This is a genomic window from Bacillus sp. jun7 (assembly GCF_051034795.1).
Lineage (GTDB): Bacteria > Bacillota > Bacilli > Bacillales > Bacillaceae > Bacillus > Bacillus velezensis.
The window spans coordinates 2934064-2949411 of sequence record NZ_CP093219.1 but is presented as its reverse complement, the minus strand read 5'-3'; the positions used below and the strand labels follow the sequence as shown (position 1 = coordinate 2949411).

General features: G+C 46.7%; 12 protein-coding genes. 5 read left to right on the top strand and 7 right to left on the bottom strand.

The features are described 5' to 3' along the window. Nucleotides 1-4: 4 nt before the first annotated feature. Both uvrB and MJQ52_RS14415 read right to left on the bottom strand, forming a co-directional pair. Nucleotides 5-1990, bottom strand: coding sequence for an excinuclease ABC subunit UvrB (uvrB, locus tag MJQ52_RS14420; RefSeq protein WP_015387640.1), 1986 nt, complete (start codon nucleotides 1988-1990; stop codon nucleotides 5-7). A 175-nt stretch (nucleotides 1991-2165) separates the two neighbouring features. After that, entirely contained in the window at nucleotides 2166-2402 is a 237-nt protein-coding gene (locus MJQ52_RS14415; protein ID WP_003151438.1) for a CsbA family protein, read from the bottom strand. Between the two features lie 300 nt (nucleotides 2403-2702). Here MJQ52_RS14415 and MJQ52_RS14410 point away from each other — a divergent pair, with 300 nt between their 5' ends. From MJQ52_RS14410 to MJQ52_RS14395, 4 genes are all read left to right on the top strand, one after another. Then, nucleotides 2703-5204 (top strand): PEP/pyruvate-binding domain-containing protein, encoded by a 2502-nt coding sequence (locus MJQ52_RS14410; protein WP_025853529.1) that lies wholly within the window; start codon nucleotides 2703-2705, stop codon nucleotides 5202-5204. Between the two features lie 71 nt (nucleotides 5205-5275). Beyond that, entirely contained in the window at nucleotides 5276-5899 is a 624-nt protein-coding gene (locus MJQ52_RS14405; RefSeq protein ID WP_015387638.1) for a TetR/AcrR family transcriptional regulator, read from the top strand. After that, the gene (locus MJQ52_RS14400; RefSeq protein ID WP_025853530.1) at nucleotides 5872-7209 is read left to right on the top strand and encodes an MFS transporter; all 1338 of its coding nucleotides are present in this window, start codon (nucleotides 5872-5874) and stop codon (nucleotides 7207-7209) included. The genes MJQ52_RS14405 and MJQ52_RS14400 overlap by 28 nt, the downstream gene beginning before the upstream one ends. A 162-nt stretch (nucleotides 7210-7371) precedes the next feature. After that, nucleotides 7372-8655: a BslA/BslB family hydrophobin gene (locus MJQ52_RS14395; RefSeq protein ID WP_434181829.1), complete on the top strand. Its 1284-nt coding sequence runs from the start codon at nucleotides 7372-7374 to the stop codon at nucleotides 8653-8655. 42 nt (nucleotides 8656-8697) lie between these two features. Here MJQ52_RS14395 and MJQ52_RS14390 read toward each other — a convergent pair whose 3' ends face one another. The 3 genes from MJQ52_RS14390 to ctpB form a co-directional block, all read right to left on the bottom strand. Next, nucleotides 8698-9888 (bottom strand): S1C family serine protease, encoded by a 1191-nt coding sequence (locus tag MJQ52_RS14390; protein ID WP_094247456.1) that lies wholly within the window; start codon nucleotides 9886-9888, stop codon nucleotides 8698-8700. Between the two features lie 74 nt (nucleotides 9889-9962). After that, the gene (gene swrA / locus MJQ52_RS14385; RefSeq protein ID WP_014305920.1) at nucleotides 9963-10316 is read right to left on the bottom strand and encodes a swarming motility protein SwrAA; all 354 of its coding nucleotides are present in this window, start codon (nucleotides 10314-10316) and stop codon (nucleotides 9963-9965) included. A gap of 372 nt (nucleotides 10317-10688) precedes the next feature. Continuing rightward, nucleotides 10689-12092: a carboxy-terminal processing protease CtpB gene (gene ctpB / locus MJQ52_RS14380; RefSeq protein ID WP_094247455.1), complete on the bottom strand. Its 1404-nt coding sequence runs from the start codon at nucleotides 12090-12092 to the stop codon at nucleotides 10689-10691. 167 nt (nucleotides 12093-12259) lie between these two features. Between ctpB and MJQ52_RS14375 the strand changes: the two genes are divergently transcribed. Next, entirely contained in the window at nucleotides 12260-13666 is a 1407-nt protein-coding gene (locus tag MJQ52_RS14375) for a right-handed parallel beta-helix repeat-containing protein (protein WP_071392356.1), read from the top strand. Between the two features lie 46 nt (nucleotides 13667-13712). On the opposite strand, the gene ftsX is transcribed toward MJQ52_RS14375, so the two are convergent. Together ftsX and ftsE are read right to left on the bottom strand one after the other, a co-directional pair. Next, complete coding sequence (ftsX, locus tag MJQ52_RS14370) at nucleotides 13713-14603, bottom strand: permease-like cell division protein FtsX (protein ID WP_013353766.1); 891 nt, start codon at nucleotides 14601-14603, stop codon at nucleotides 13713-13715. After that, nucleotides 14596-15282, bottom strand: a complete 687-nt coding sequence (gene ftsE, locus MJQ52_RS14365; protein ID WP_003151418.1) for a cell division ATP-binding protein FtsE — start codon at nucleotides 15280-15282, stop codon at nucleotides 14596-14598. Before ftsE ends, ftsX begins: the two co-directional genes overlap by 8 nt. Nucleotides 15283-15348 lie beyond the last annotated feature (66 nt).

Below are 15348 nucleotides of genomic sequence, written 5' to 3'. Positions count from 1 at the left end.
TTCATCATCCTTCCGCTTTAAGCTCTAACAGTAAATCACGAAGCTCTGCCGCCCGCTCGAAATCAAGCGCTCTGGCCGCTTCTTTCATTTCGTGCTCCATTTGCTCAACGACTTTCTGGCGTTCTTTCTTCGTCATCTTCGCCAGTTTAGGCGCGGCTTTTGTTTTATATTCTTCTTTATCCTCAGCGGCCTGCGTCGCGCGGATCACATCGCGGATTTCCTTATTGATCGTTTGCGGCGTAATGCCGTGAATTTCGTTAAAGCGCTCCTGCTGTTCCCGGCGGCGCTTCGTTTCATTAATCGCGATTTCCATCGAATTCGTGATTTTATCGGCATACATGATGACGCGGCCTTCCGCGTTTCTGGCCGCCCGTCCGATCGTCTGAATCAGCGAACGTTCAGAACGGAGGAAGCCTTCTTTATCCGCATCGAGAATGGCGACAAGTGACACTTCCGGAATATCAAGCCCTTCCCTCAGCAGGTTGATGCCGATTAACACATCATGTTTTCCGAGGCGGAGATCACGGATGATTTCAATCCGTTCAAGCGTCTTAATCTCGGAATGCAGATAATTGACCTTGATGCCGATTTCTTTGAGATAATCGGTCAGATCCTCTGACATTTTTTTCGTTAAAGTCGTCACGAGAACGCGTTCATTCCGTTCAATCCTCGCCTGAATCTCGCCGATCAGATCATCAATCTGTCCTTCGATCGGACGGACGTCAATGAGGGGATCGAGGAGTCCCGTCGGTCTGATGATCTGCTCGATCATTTCCGGCGTATGCTCAATTTCATACGGTCCCGGAGTCGCCGACACGTACACGATATTGTGCATATGCTTTTCAAATTCCTCGAATCGGAGCGGACGGTTGTCAAGCGCTGACGGCAGGCGGAACCCGTGATCGACTAGCACCTGTTTTCTCGCCTGGTCACCGTTGAACATGCCGCGCACCTGCGGAATCGTCACATGTGATTCATCAACGACAATCATAAAATCGTCCGGAAAATAATCAAGCAGCGTATACGGCGTAGAACCAGGAGGACGGAGCGTCAAATGTCTTGAATAGTTCTCGATCCCTGAGCAAAAACCCATTTCCCGCATCATTTCAAGATCATACCTCGTCCGCTGCTCAAGCCGCTGCGCTTCAAGGAGCTTGCCGTTTTCGCGCATCACTTTCAAGCGCTCCTCAAGCTCCTGTTCAATATTCAGAATCGCTTTTTCCATCTTTTCCGCCCGGGTGACGAAGTGGGAAGCCGGGAAAATCGCGACATGGTCACGGTCGCCGAGAATTTCTCCGGTCAAAGCGTCGACCTCCCTGATCCGCTCAATTTCGTCTCCGAAAAATTCCACTCTGATACAATGTTCGTCACGGGAAGCCGGGAAGATTTCCACAACGTCTCCGCGCACGCGGAACGTCCCGCGCTGAAAGTCGATATCATTGCGGGCATACTGGATATCCACAAGCTTTCTCAGAAGCTCGTTCCGCTCAATCTCCATTTCCGGTCTGAGCGACACGACCATTTCCCGGTATTCTTCAGGCGAACCGAGGCCGTATATGCATGACACACTCGCGATAATAATGACATCTCTCCGTTCAAACAGAGAGGATGTCGCGGAGTGTCTCAGTTTATCAATTTCATCATTAATGCTTGCGTCTTTCTCTATAAAAGTATCCGTTTGAGGCACGTACGCCTCCGGCTGATAGTAATCGTAATAGCTGACAAAATATTCGACAGCGTTGTTCGGGAAAAACTCCTTAAACTCGCTGTACAGCTGTCCGGCAAGGGTTTTGTTATGGGCAATGACCAGTGTCGGTTTATTCACTTCTTTAATCAGATTGGACACGGTAAAGGTTTTGCCCGTCCCTGTCGCACCCAGGAGAGTCTGGTGTTTTCTGCCTTCCTGTATGCCTTTGACAAGCTTCTCAATCGCTTGCGGCTGATCTCCCTGGGGCTGATATTTCGAGACTAACTCAAAACGATCTTTCACAAAAAAGCCTCCGTTTCTTTACGAAATCTTCCTATTGATATAGTAACACAATGACGGGCAAAATCACTAAAAATACGAACTAAAGTTCGATGGTTTATTTTTACCAAGTCAATTTTTGTATAAAAAACCTGCTTTTATGGCGTAAAAGCAGGCATTCTATTTCATATTCACCATGTCAGGCATTGTCTTTCTTTTTGTCTGCTTCTTTTTTGGCCATGTACAGCCCTCCGGCCACCAGCGATACGACATCCAATCCAACGATAAAATACGTTTCGGTGTAACCCTTTAAATAGGATGCGAAAAGCAGTGCGGCTGTGAGAGCGATCGCCACATAGTGGTTAAACGTGACGCGCGTAAAAAGGACAACCAGCATAAAAGGGAAACATAATGCAAAAACGGCTTTTGTAATCACAAAAACCCTCCTCGGGAATTCTTCATCTCATCTGATTATAGTAAAAAATGAAGAATCGGACAATCGTTCCCCTGCTATCACAATACCCTTTTTCGGCAGTCTTCAATCATCTGTCAAAAAAAATGTGAATATAAATCCATTGAACCATTAACCAGATGAATCGAACTACCTTTCTTCAGCCGAAAGGATGAGAAGGTTTAGGTCTTTGTATCTTTGACAGTTTCTTCCTCCCTCTTTACAATGTAATGATAGTGTTTACTATCATTTTCTTGGATGAAGAAAAAAAGGGGGTCATACCGCATGTATTCAGTGCGATTTCAAAAAGCGGAAGAATCGAGCCGCTCTGCAGGAGCAAAAGGAATGAACCTGATTAAACTGACGAAAAACGGGCTGCCCGTTCCCGGCGGTTTTATCATTCAGACGAATGCCCTGACACGTTTTATGGAAGACAACGGGCTTCAAGCAGATCAGGAACAGATGGAGCGCGCCATTATGAACGGCACGTTTTCAAAAGAGCTTCGGGAGGAACTGACCGCGTCGTTTTATGAATTGAGAGAATCATACGCCTCTGTCGCCGTACGTTCCTCCTCCGCGTCCGAAGATCTTGAAGGCGCTTCTTTCGCGGGCCAGTACGAAACCTATTTAAATATCAAAACAGAAGAAGAGTTTCTCGAAAAAGTGAAAGAGTGCTGGGCTTCCTTCTTCTCGTCGCGGGTCAGCGGTTATAAAGAGAAAATGAACAATGACACCGCAGAACCGTTAATGGGCGTTGTCGTGCAAGGTCTGATCAATTCCGAGGTTTCAGGGGTCATTTTCAGCCGCAACCCCGTCACACACGATGACGGAGAACTGATGATCAGCGCAAGCTACGGCCTCGGAGAAGCAATCGTCTCCGGCAGCGTGACGCCCGACACATTTATCGTCAATAAAGACACATTTCAGATTGAAAAAGAAATCGGCTTAAAAGAAATGTATATCGTTTCTAAAGACGAAGGCGTGACGGAAAAAGAGACGTCCGCTGACATGAGAAGCCGCTTCTGCCTTGATGACGAGAGCATCAAAGAGCTTGCCATGCTGACAATAAAGACGGAAGAACTGTACGGTTATCCCGTGGATCTCGAATTCGGATTTGCCGAAAATAAGCTGTATCTGCTTCAGGCCAGGCCGATTACAACGATCGCGCAGGATCAGAAAGCGGCAGACGAAGAACGGGAATTTATCATGACGCCCCGGGATCAGAAAGATTTTTGGCTCAATATGGAGGCCAATATAGAAGGTCCCGTCAGCCCGTTATTCGCTTCACTCATTGTGCCGGCTTTGGAATACGGCCTCAAAGAGAGCACGAAGGCCTTCCCTGTGATGGGTATCGAGATTGAGCGTGTCAAACTTCATCAGGGCCATGTTTTTTCCAGACAGCATAAGACGGACGACAAGCTGCCCGCAGAACAGTTAGAAGCGCTTTTCCCCGTCTTGGCTGACCGCATGTATGATATTATTCAGGAAACCTTTCTGCCTTTTTATCAAAAGCTGGACGAACTGGCGCATACAGACCATACACCGGAGACTGCCCTTGATGCGTTCCGAAACCTGCAAGACTTCTATTTAAAAGGATACGAAGAACATTTCAATATTGTCTTTCCGCAGGTTGCGTTAAACATGATACTGGAATCTATGTACGGACAGGTTGAGAAAGAAAACACCTCCCTTCTGTATGAAATGCTGGCCGGCGTCATGAATAAGTCATTGGAGACCGACAGACAGCTCTGGCTGCTTTCCGGACAAGTAAAAGACAGCCCTGAACTGCGGCGCGTCTTTACGGTTTCTCATGCCGATGAGCTGCATCAGACGCTTCTGCAATCAAATGAGGGAAAACGCTTTCTCGAACAAGTCGGCGAATTTTTACAGGAATACGGCTGGAGATCCGTGAAAAGTCATGATCTCATTGAACAAACTTGGGCGGAAAACCCTTATTTCGCTTTGGCCAACATTCAGAACTATGTCCGGAACGGATACGATTTTGACAGTGAGTTTCATAAAACGATAGAAAAACGAAAACAGCTCTACGCCGACTTTATGGATAGAATTGAAGATGACGGCTTCCGGGAGACGTTTGACCGCTATTATCAGTGGACATTGTCTTCATCCGTCATCAAAGATGATCACCATTTTTATATTGATGCGATGCTGGACGCCAAAGCGCGCCTTTGCCTTCTGAAAATCGGCGAGCTGCTTCAAAAACAAGGCGTAATCGATGATCGGGAGGATATGTGGTACTTATACAGCGATGAAGTCGAGAAAGCGCTGGCGTCGCCGGTGCCGATGCAGGAAAAAGCCGCTGAACGAAAACAGCTCTTCCAGCAATATCAATTGCTTGAAGCCCCCGCTTATCTCGGGACTCCGACTTCGGAACAGCTGAAAACGGCTGAACAGATTACCGGCTCCATCACAGAAGATGAAAAAAACACTGAACATCAAATTTACGGACTTGCAGCGTCAAGCGGAATCGCAAGCGGACCGGTGAAAGTCATTCGTGACGCAAGTGAATTTTCCCGTTTTTCAACAGGAGACGTGCTTGTCTGCAAAATGACGACACCGCTGTGGACCAGTCTGTTCCAAGATGCAAAGGCCGTCATTACGGACACGGGCGGCATCCTGTCACATGCGGCGATCATCGCGAGAGAATACGGGCTCCCGGCCGTTCTCGGCACACGTGCCGCGACTGACAGGCTCAACGACGGAGATATCGTCACGGTAGACGGGACAAACGGCAAGATTACGATTGTCAAACGCGCTTCATGCTAGGTTTCCCTCTTTATTGACTGGCAGGGCGGGTGTATACTTGTCCTGCCAGTATTTACGCGAGGTGAAACATGTTGAGAACGACGAACAAGAGAATTATTGACGCCGCGATGAATCTGATCATCCAAAAAGGATACCGCGCAGCGACAACAAAGGAAATCGCAGAAAAAGCAAAAGTAAGCGAAGCAACGATTTTCCGTAATTTTAAAAACAAGCAAGGATTAATGAAAGCCATGATTGAACAGCAGGCGCCGGTTCCGGAAAGCATGATCACCAAGGCGGAAGGCGATCTGTATGAGGATCTTCTTCATTTCGCCACGACCCTTCTGCAGCAATTGGAACAAAAAAAAGAAGTGTTCCGCATCTGCCTGCGCGAACCGGAACTATTCGAAGACGTCCTGCAGGATATTGTCGTATATCCTCAATCCGTGAAAAAGCATTTAATCGTTTACTTTAAGGAGCTGACAAAGAAAAATATGATAAGCCCCGGCAGCGAAGAAGCTAATGCAGACGTCTTTATGACGATGGTTTTCGGTTATTTTATACACCGGCTGCAGCTGGGGAAAAGAGTCATTACTCTCTCTGAGGAAACGATGCTGAAACACAGCACTGAGATTTTCATGAAAGGCATTACCGGCCGGTCACTTTCCGGCTCCAAGGAGGATGAAGGATGGGTTCAAAGAAAGAATGGGCGCTGATCGTTTCGCTTTTGCTGGGAGCCATACTCGTTCCCATCAATTCTACGATGATCGCAGTCGCCCTTTCATCCATTTCCCGCTCATTCAGCGAATCAATTGCCAGCATCACATGGGTAGTGACCGTGTACTTAATCGTGATGGCCGTGACACAGCCCATTGCCGGCAAACTCGGTGATATGTACGGAAACAAAAAAATGTATTTATGGGGCGTCGGCCTTTTTCTCATCGCATCATTGGGGTGCGCCCTCTCGCCAAGTCTTTTCTTATTGATTTTCTTCCGGGCGCTTCAGGCTGCCGGCGGCGCTTTGCTTACGCCAAACAGCATCGCCATCATCCGCCATGTCGTGTCTGAAAAACGGCTTCCGAAAGTATTCGGCTTTTTCGGCCTCGGCGCCGGGCTGGGCGCGGCTCTCGGTCCGTTTATCGGCTCTCTATTAATTGAGAGCTTCAGCTGGCATTCGATCTTTTGGGTCAACATTCCGTTTCTTGCGATCGCACTCGTGACGGCATTAATGATGTTTCCTAAATATAAAGAAGAAACGTCTGACGCACCGCTTGATATCATCGGGTCCGTTTTGCTTGCCGGAAGCATTGTATCTATTATTCTTCTGACGAAAAATGAAAGCTCTTTGGGCTATTGGGTGTACGCGCTGCTCATTCTCGTATTTGTTCCGCTATTTTTCAGGCGGGAGCTTCGCACGAAACATCCGATTATTGATTTTGATCTATTTAAAAACACGACCTTTACGAGCGCCAATCTGTCGGTTCTGTTAAGCAATTTAATGATGTACGCCGTTTTATTGATTATGCCGCTCTTTATGACCGGCCACTTCAGCATGAACACGTCGCACAGCGGCATGGCGCTGTCAGTCTTTTCTGTTTTCATGTCCGCCAGCAACTGGGGCGGAGCTCAGCTGCATCAGAAATGGGGCGCGCGAAGAATGATTTTTCTGTCCTTCGGGCTGATGGCCTTAGCCAATCTCTTATTTTTGCTTTTGGTTTATTCCCATTCCGTTCCGTTTCTTATGGCATCGCTTATTGTAGGAGGCATCGCGTCAGGTGCGGGGCTGACGAGCATGCAGGTATCTTCTCTTGCGACGGTAGAACCGGGCATGTCCGGCATCGCATCCGGGATTTTCTCCACCTTCCGTTATTTCGGAAGCATTATTTCTTCAGCACTGATCGGTTTAATCTCCGGGTTTCATATTCTGTTTATCATATTGATCGGAGTTTCTGTGATCGGCTTGTTCGTATCGCTTGGAATTAAGTCCGGGGAAACCGTTCAGACGAAAAAAAGCCATTCGGCATAACGAAAAAGGTTCCGTAAGCATCTGCTTTCCGGAACCTTTTCTAGTTTTCCTTCTTCATTTTCTCTCTCAAAGTGTCACCGCACTCCCCCGATGCATAGAGTATCGCAATGCGGTTTTGCTCTATGAGATTCTTTTTATTTAAAAGAGAAAAGGGGAATGTAAATGGCTGAGAATCCAGATCAAATTCGCCCGCTGGCACCGTCTCTTACGATCACGGCCGTTCAAAACAGCATAGAAGGAACAGCGTCAGATCTCGTTCTTACCTATTCGCCGAATTCCGTGCTTTCGTTAGGCGGAGTCGTATTCCGTCTGCCTGATGGGTTTACCGCGACAACGAATGACATCCTCAACAACAATAACTTAACTTCTTCACAACTATCAGAAGGCGGCAGAAAAGTCACTTTGCCATTGACGCTTGATCTTCTCGGACTTGCCCAGTTCACGCTTGTGCTGAAAAACAAAACACTCCCGGCGCCAGGCACGTATACCTTTTCTGCAGAGAATACGGTGCTGATCATCGGTTCGCTTCTGCCGGCTTCCGCGGATCTTACTGTGAACCCGGCAGCTTTTGCGTATGTGACCAACTATTTAAGCAACCATGTCGGCGTCATCAATAAAATGACCGGCACGGTTTCAAGTGTCATTTCGGTGGGAGCAGCACCGCTGGGCATCACGATAACGCCTGACGGCAGATTTCTGTACGTCTGTAATTCGGGAGAAAACAGCGTATCCGTTCTCTCAACCGAGACAAATAGCGAGGTCGGGAGAATCCCGGCAGGCGCGTCTCCTTATAAAATCGCCGCTTCGCCAAACGGAAACTTTATATACGTCACCAACCAGCAAAGCAGCAATGTATATGTGATCAGCACACAAACCAATACCGTCACCTCAGTCATCCCCGTCGGCCTTCTGCCGACAGGCATCGCCGTATCGCCGAACGGACAGCTTGTCTATGTGCTGAATACCAATACAAACACCGTTTCAATCATCCGCACGTCAGACAATACAGTGGCGGCAACCATTATTATGCCGTACAGCTCCCCTTCAGATGCCGTCTTTTCGCCAGACGGAAGCAAGGCTTATATGACAAACCTTAACAGCAACAATCTCGCCATCATTGATACCGGCACAAACACGATCATTGATACCGTCAATTCGGAGCTGAATCCGCTCGGTGTCACGGTAACGCCTGACGGGGCGAAAGTGTATATTTTAAATTCGAGCAGCAGCACCGTATCTGTGCTGGATACAGCTGCAAACACGATCACCGCGGTTATTCCGGTCGGTCTGTATCCGTTCAGCGCCAAACCGGCAGCTGACGGAACACGTATCTTCGTCACGAATTTTTTCAGCAATCTGATTTCCATCATCGACACGGCATCCGATACCGTCGTCGGCACCATTACCTCAGTATTGTATCCGGCTGACATCGTAATCCGGCCGTAAAAAAAAGCCCGGCCGCCGTGTTGTTAGCGGCACCGGGCTTTTTTATAATGCTGTCATTTCTTCGTGCTCGTGTTCATCCTGCACGAATAAAATACCTAATTCATGATGTTCGCCTTCATAGGACGCGCGCTGATCAAACCGGATCTCACCGTTCAGGCCGATGATCTCCATTTTTACAAATGCGCGGTTTTTTTGAAGTGCTTCATAAAAATCCGATACATGCTTCACGGGGATGCCGTTTACTTTCGTAATAATCTCACCGATCTTCAGCTCAAGATCGTCCGCGGGTGTATTCGGAATGATGCCGAGCACCATTAAGCCCTGATCCCGCTTAGAGAAATAAAACGGAGCCGCGTTATCGTTCAGCCGCTGTCTCAATGATAAAAACAGGCGTCCGAGCACCGCAATACAAGCGGCAGCTCCGGCAAGCGGAGTCCACCAAAGGGCAGCTGCCCCGAATGCGGTCACGATAACCCCGAGAATCATGACACGTTTCGCCGTTATCCTTATGCTGACTTCCGGAAGTGACCCCTGCACACGCTGTCCGAAGCCGGCGATATAAGGAATCCAGATCAAATGGAAAGAGCCGCCCGGCACGGTAAAGACAGGCCACCAAGAAAGGTGTGACTCAAGCCCGCTGCCCGGCACCAAAAAGAAAAGCGGAAGCAGCCATGCGCGATTCGCCAATTGTCGGCCGATGGGCAGGCCTCTGCTGCTGACGACAAGCGCCGGAGATGTTTTCAGATGCGCTGAACGGCAGGCAGCCGCTCCCTCCGTGATAATCAAAAGGCCCATAAACACGGCCGCCGACGCCCAATTCACACCGAATGCCTGCGGAAACCGATCCGCAAACGGCACTGTGTGGGTATACTGAAGGATAAACGCAATGAACATGCCGGCGCTGACAATATAAGCTGAGGACAGCCAATTCATACGGAACGTCAGCGAAGCCAAAGCCGTCACGGCCGCGATTATGCCGAGAAGACCGAATGGAATCGAAATTCCCAGTCCAAAAAATAATATGGAGAGAAGAATACCCGGTATAAGTCCTTTTATGTATGTAAAGATAAGCTCGTCATACATATCCGCGATTTTTGTATGAAACGTATGGCGTTCACGTTTGATCCGCAAATATCCGCATGCGAGACTTATGATGATAAAAAACCAGAACATCGGGTGCAAAAAAAACAGACCGATACTTTTCAGAAGTTCAATTCCCCATTGAACAGACACTGCTTTCACCGCCTCAAGCCAAACATTTTAATTCTATTCTACCAAATAATCATTGGCTTGAATATCTCAAACGTCTATCTCTCTTCCGTCATCCACAGCGTTACATTTGAGAGAGAGAAATCTTTCAGATAGTGGTCAACCTCCACCTCGATCACGCCGCTGATCAGAAGCATGGACCGCTTAATATCCGTCAGATTGATTCCTAAACGTTTATGGTTTTTCATTAAGTAAGTGAAATAATGCTTCGCACACTCTTCATTGATTTCGTGAACGCATTCAACATTTGTGTAATTGACCAGGTATCTGCTGAACAGCATAAGAAGACTTAGTGCTTTTGTTGATGAAAATGTGACGTCTTTTGTTCTGTCTTTTAGTTGTTCCACTAATTCATAATATTTTTTTTCACGCACAATACTTGCCCTCTTCAATTGTGAACCCCCATTTTTTTATCCAGATAAGCACGGGTGATTACAGCTGCCGTGCTGAAGCGCCGCAAACACTTCTGCTTTCGATACTGAAATGCAGCTGCCAAACTAAAACTGTTCTCTATTAGAACCTTCTTTTATTGTAAGAACTAAAACTGACTGAGGCAACTTTCAAAAGTTTCATTTTGAATACATATTAACTCGGCATAAAGTCTCTCTTCTCTATAAATATCGGGTAATGTTTGTCCTTTATAAATGTTTAAATGTGAAAATTTTTTTAATATCTTGTCAAAACCGTCATAATTATATGTCTTTTGGTTCATTTTTTATGAATGACAAAAGAAACAGGAGACGCAAAAAACGCCTCCTTTTCATTTATTTTACAAATAATGATTTTAACGCCATTTGCAGCTGCAAATCATTTTTTTCGTCAGATTTCTTCTCATTCATCAGCTGATTCATTTTTTCCGCTGTCTTTTTATCAATGACTGCTGTTTTATCAAGCTTGTACCGGTCTTGAAACGCCAGAACGGCTTTTTTCATTGGTTTGCTGAAATAGCCGTCCGCTCTGCCCGGGTCGAAGCCTAGGCCTTTCAGCAGGATTTGGGCGTGTTTGACATCCGCGCTGTTCATATCAGGCTGAAGCGGCTGTTTCAGCTGAAGCGGTCCCGCCGCAAAATAATCCGGCTGGCTCACGGCGATTGTCGGAGCAATGCCTTTTTTGTGAATCCAATTGCCTTTCGGTGTCAGCCATTTGTAAAGCGTCAATTTAATGTTGCTCCCGTCTCCCATAGGCACTGCCTGCTGAACCGTTCCTTTACCGAAAGAAGTGTCACCGACAACGTCATAATGTCCCGCTTCTTTTAACGCGCCCGCAAGAATTTCTGAAGCGGAGGCGCTTCCTTTATCTGTTATAATATTGACGGGATACGGCTTCTTATGTTTTAAGGTTGAGAAATATTGTTTTTTATCGCCGTTACGCTCCGCAATTTGGATATACGGCATGTCTTTTGTGATGAAATGCTTTAAAATTTGTTCGACGCTTTGAAGGTAGCCGCCGGGATTCCCCCTTACATCAAGGACGAGACCGTCAATCCCTTGTTTTTCAAGCTTTTTCAGCGCCGCGGCGAAGTCCTCGGCGGTATGCTCGGAAAATGTCGATATGCCGATGTAGCCGACATGATGACCGCCTGATTCTTTGCGGGAAGCAAATACGGTTTCAAGCGGGATTTCCGCTCTTTTAATCCGGAATGACAGCTGTTTTTCAGTACCCGGACGCTGTATTTTAATAGAAACCTTCGATCCTTTTTTTCCTCTGATTTTCAGCACGGCTTCGTTTAAATCTTTCCCGTTCATTGACACGCCGTTTATACTGATGATTTCATCATTCGGCTTGAGGCCCGCTTTTTCCGCCGGAGATTGCTTAAACGGTGATACGATAATGATTTTATTGTCTTTCATACCGACTTCAGCGCCGATCCCTTCGAAAGAAGAATCAAGAGAATCGGAAAACTGCTTAGCGGTCTGCTTGTCCATATAAACGGAATAAGGGTCGTTTAATGTAGACAGCATCCCCTGAATCGCTCCTTCAAGAAGCTTTTCTTTATCTACATTTTCCACGTATTCGTTCGAGATCAGCTCATATGCTTTTTCGATTTTTTCCATTGCCCGGCTTCTTTCTGCGTCTGATGAATTCGGCTGTGCCGCCCCGGCAATATGGGCTCCGCCGCCGCACATCATGCTTAGGGCCGCTATCACTGCGATCATTTTCTGCTTCATCGTTTACCTCCTCTTAGTCCTTTTACGAAAACCTGGAGATAGTATGTGTAAATTGCAAAGAATTCATGTAACGGCAACAAAAAAATGAAAATGCGAGATTGTTTCATATATATGGGTGACGTATAATATTTTGTATGCAATTCATTATATATACAGGAGAATGCGATATGAAAATAAAATTATCGATTTTATCCGCGGCGGTTCTGGCCGCAGGCATTACCGCCTTTGTCTGGCCAAAAACAGAGGCCAATGAGAAAACGCAGACGGACGCCTTGTATGTTTCTCCCGCAGGCAGCGACCAAAATGAAGGAACGAAAGAAAAGCCGTTCCGCACATTAAAACATGCGGCTGAAAAGGCAGAGGCCGGAACAACCGTATTGATTCGGGAAGGGACATATGATGAAACGTTTGAAGTAAAGCACAGCGGCACGGCCGAAAAGCCGATTACATTTCGGAACTATCAGAATGAGCATGTCGCCATCAGCGGCAAATCTGCGCCAAAAAGCGATTCTGAAACTCCGTTAATTCAAATCCGCAATAAACAGTACATTACCATTCACGGCATTACGCTTGAGAATCTCTCCGTATCATCAGAAGATGCGACGGCCATGGGGATCTGCGTCACCGGATCAAGCAGTCATATCAACATTGACGGCAACCATATCCGGAACATTAAAACCACGGCTGATGAAGGAAACGCACACGGCATCGCATTTTACGGCACAGGCGCCATGAAGGATGTCAGCATCACAAATAATACGGTTGAAAAACTGACGCTCGGCGCAAGCGAAGCGGTCGTGCTGAACGGAAATGTTGACGGATTTAAGATTGCCGGCAATACCATCCGGGACAATAACAATATCGGGATTGACGTGATCGGATACGAAGGAACATCCAAGCAAAACGACTATGCGCGAAACGGCATCATTGAAAACAATACGGTGAGCCATAACTCTTCTTACGGAAATCCCGCTTACGGAGATGAATATTCAGCGGGCGGTATTTACGTTGACGGCGCAGAACATGTGGACATTAAGAAAAACACCGTTTACAACAATGACCTTGGGATTGAAGCCACCTCTGAGCATAAAGGGAAATACGCACGAGATATCCGGATCACGGATAACAAGGTGTACGGCAATGCTTATACCGGTATTTCAATCGGAGGCTATGACACGAAACGCGGCGGCACCATCAATTCGGTGATCGCTCACAACATCATGTACCGAAATGACACGAAGGACCTTGACGGCGGCCAGCTGCTCCTGCAGTATGGCACAAAAGGGAACACGATCGAAAAAAACATCATGACGGCAAGCGATTCACGGATTTTTATCGCAAATGATTTTACGAAAAACGAAGAAAATACCGTTAATCATAACGTCTATCACAAAGAAGAGGGAAAAGACGGTATCTGGAATTGGAAGAACAGAGAATATGATTCATTCACAGCGTACCGAAAAGGAACGGCAAACGATTCGGATTCCATTTATGCGGACCCGATGTACCGAGACGAATCGTCTTATGACTTTACATTAAAGCCCGGATCACCGGCCCTGCCCGTCATTCAGTAACGAGACCATTAAAAAAAGCCAGTCTATATCAGACTGGCTTTTGTATTTATACACGAAGGAATTTACGGATGGAAGTCAGACTTCCCCATACCCCGATCACCGCGCCGATCAGAATGAGCACAAGTGATACTTGGAACACAAACGGACTGTACGGCAGAAGTGAAACAAATGATCCCTGAACTTTCGGGGCCACCCAAGCGACCATCGACTGGTACGTACTCAGCACGAGAGCGATCGGTATGACAGAACCGAATACCCCCAGCAGCAGTCCTTCCAGGAAGAACGGCCAGCGGATAAACCAGTTTGTCGCGCCGACAAGCTTCATGATTTCAATCTCTTTTCTTCTGGCGAAAATCGTGATTTTAATCGTATTCGAAATTAAGAACATCGCCGTGAACAGAAGGCCGATGATTAACGCAATCCCGATGTTGCGTGACACCCCGACGATCTTAAACAGACGGCTGACTTCTTCTTTCCCGTATGTCACTTTATACACATGATCAAGCTTCTCAATTTTTTTCGCGACTTTCGGCGTATCATGCGGATCTGTCGTTTTGACGATAAACGCGTTGTTCAGCGGGTTTTCCTGATCTTGCATTTTCATGGCCTTTCCGCTGTCGCCGAAGCTTTTGACCAATTGATCAAGCTCTTTATCTTTAGATGAAAACTCTACGCTTTGGATACCCGAGATGTCTTTAATCTCATTCTGCAGCGTATCCTGCGTTTTCTTATTTGACGTCAGATCGATTAATACTTTAATTTCCACTTCTTTTTCAGCATTTTTAGCCATGTTGTTTAAGTTCAGCATAATGACTAAAAACACGCCGACCAAAATCAATGTAACGGTAACGGCACTGATGGATGCAAATGTCATCCACGTGTTTCTTCCGAGAGACTTAAAACTCTCACGCAAATGGCGCCCGAGAATTTTAATCATAAGAACCATACTCCCCTCTTGACTCATCACGCACAATAATTCCGTCTTCGATCGCGATGACCCGTTTCTTCATGGTGTTTACTATTTCTTTATTGTGTGTCGCCATCACGACGGTCGTTCCGCGGTTATTAATCTCTTCCAGTGTCTTCATCACTTCCCATGATGTTACCGGATCAAGGTTGCCCGTCGGTTCGTCAGCTATCACGACGTCAGGATTGTTGACGATGGATCTTGCGATGGAAACACGCTGCTGTTCTCCTCCGGAAAGCTGGTCGGGAAACTGCCGCGCTTTATGCTTCAGCTGCACAAGATCGAGCACTTCGAGCACGCGTTTTTTAATGACTGACTGCTGCTCTCCGATAACCTCAAGCGCAAACGCTACGTTTTCAAATACCGTCAATTTCGGAAGAAGTTTGAAATCCTGGAAAACAACACCTATTTTACGCCGCACGAAAGGAATCTCTTTTTCTTTCACAGCCGCGAGATCTTTATGATTAATCAATATTTGCCCTTTTGTCGGTTTTTCTTCTCTGTAAATCATTTTAATAAAAGTAGATTTACCGGCTCCGCTCGGTCCTACGACATATACAAATTCTCCGGGATGAATCATGACTGACAGCCCGTTAATCGCTTTTACACCGTTCGGATAGGATTTATATACTTCTTTCATCTCTATCATGAAATCACCTAATCTTTTATTTATGTCTTGCAGCCATAGAGTTCGCAAACGTACAGCGGTTTATGG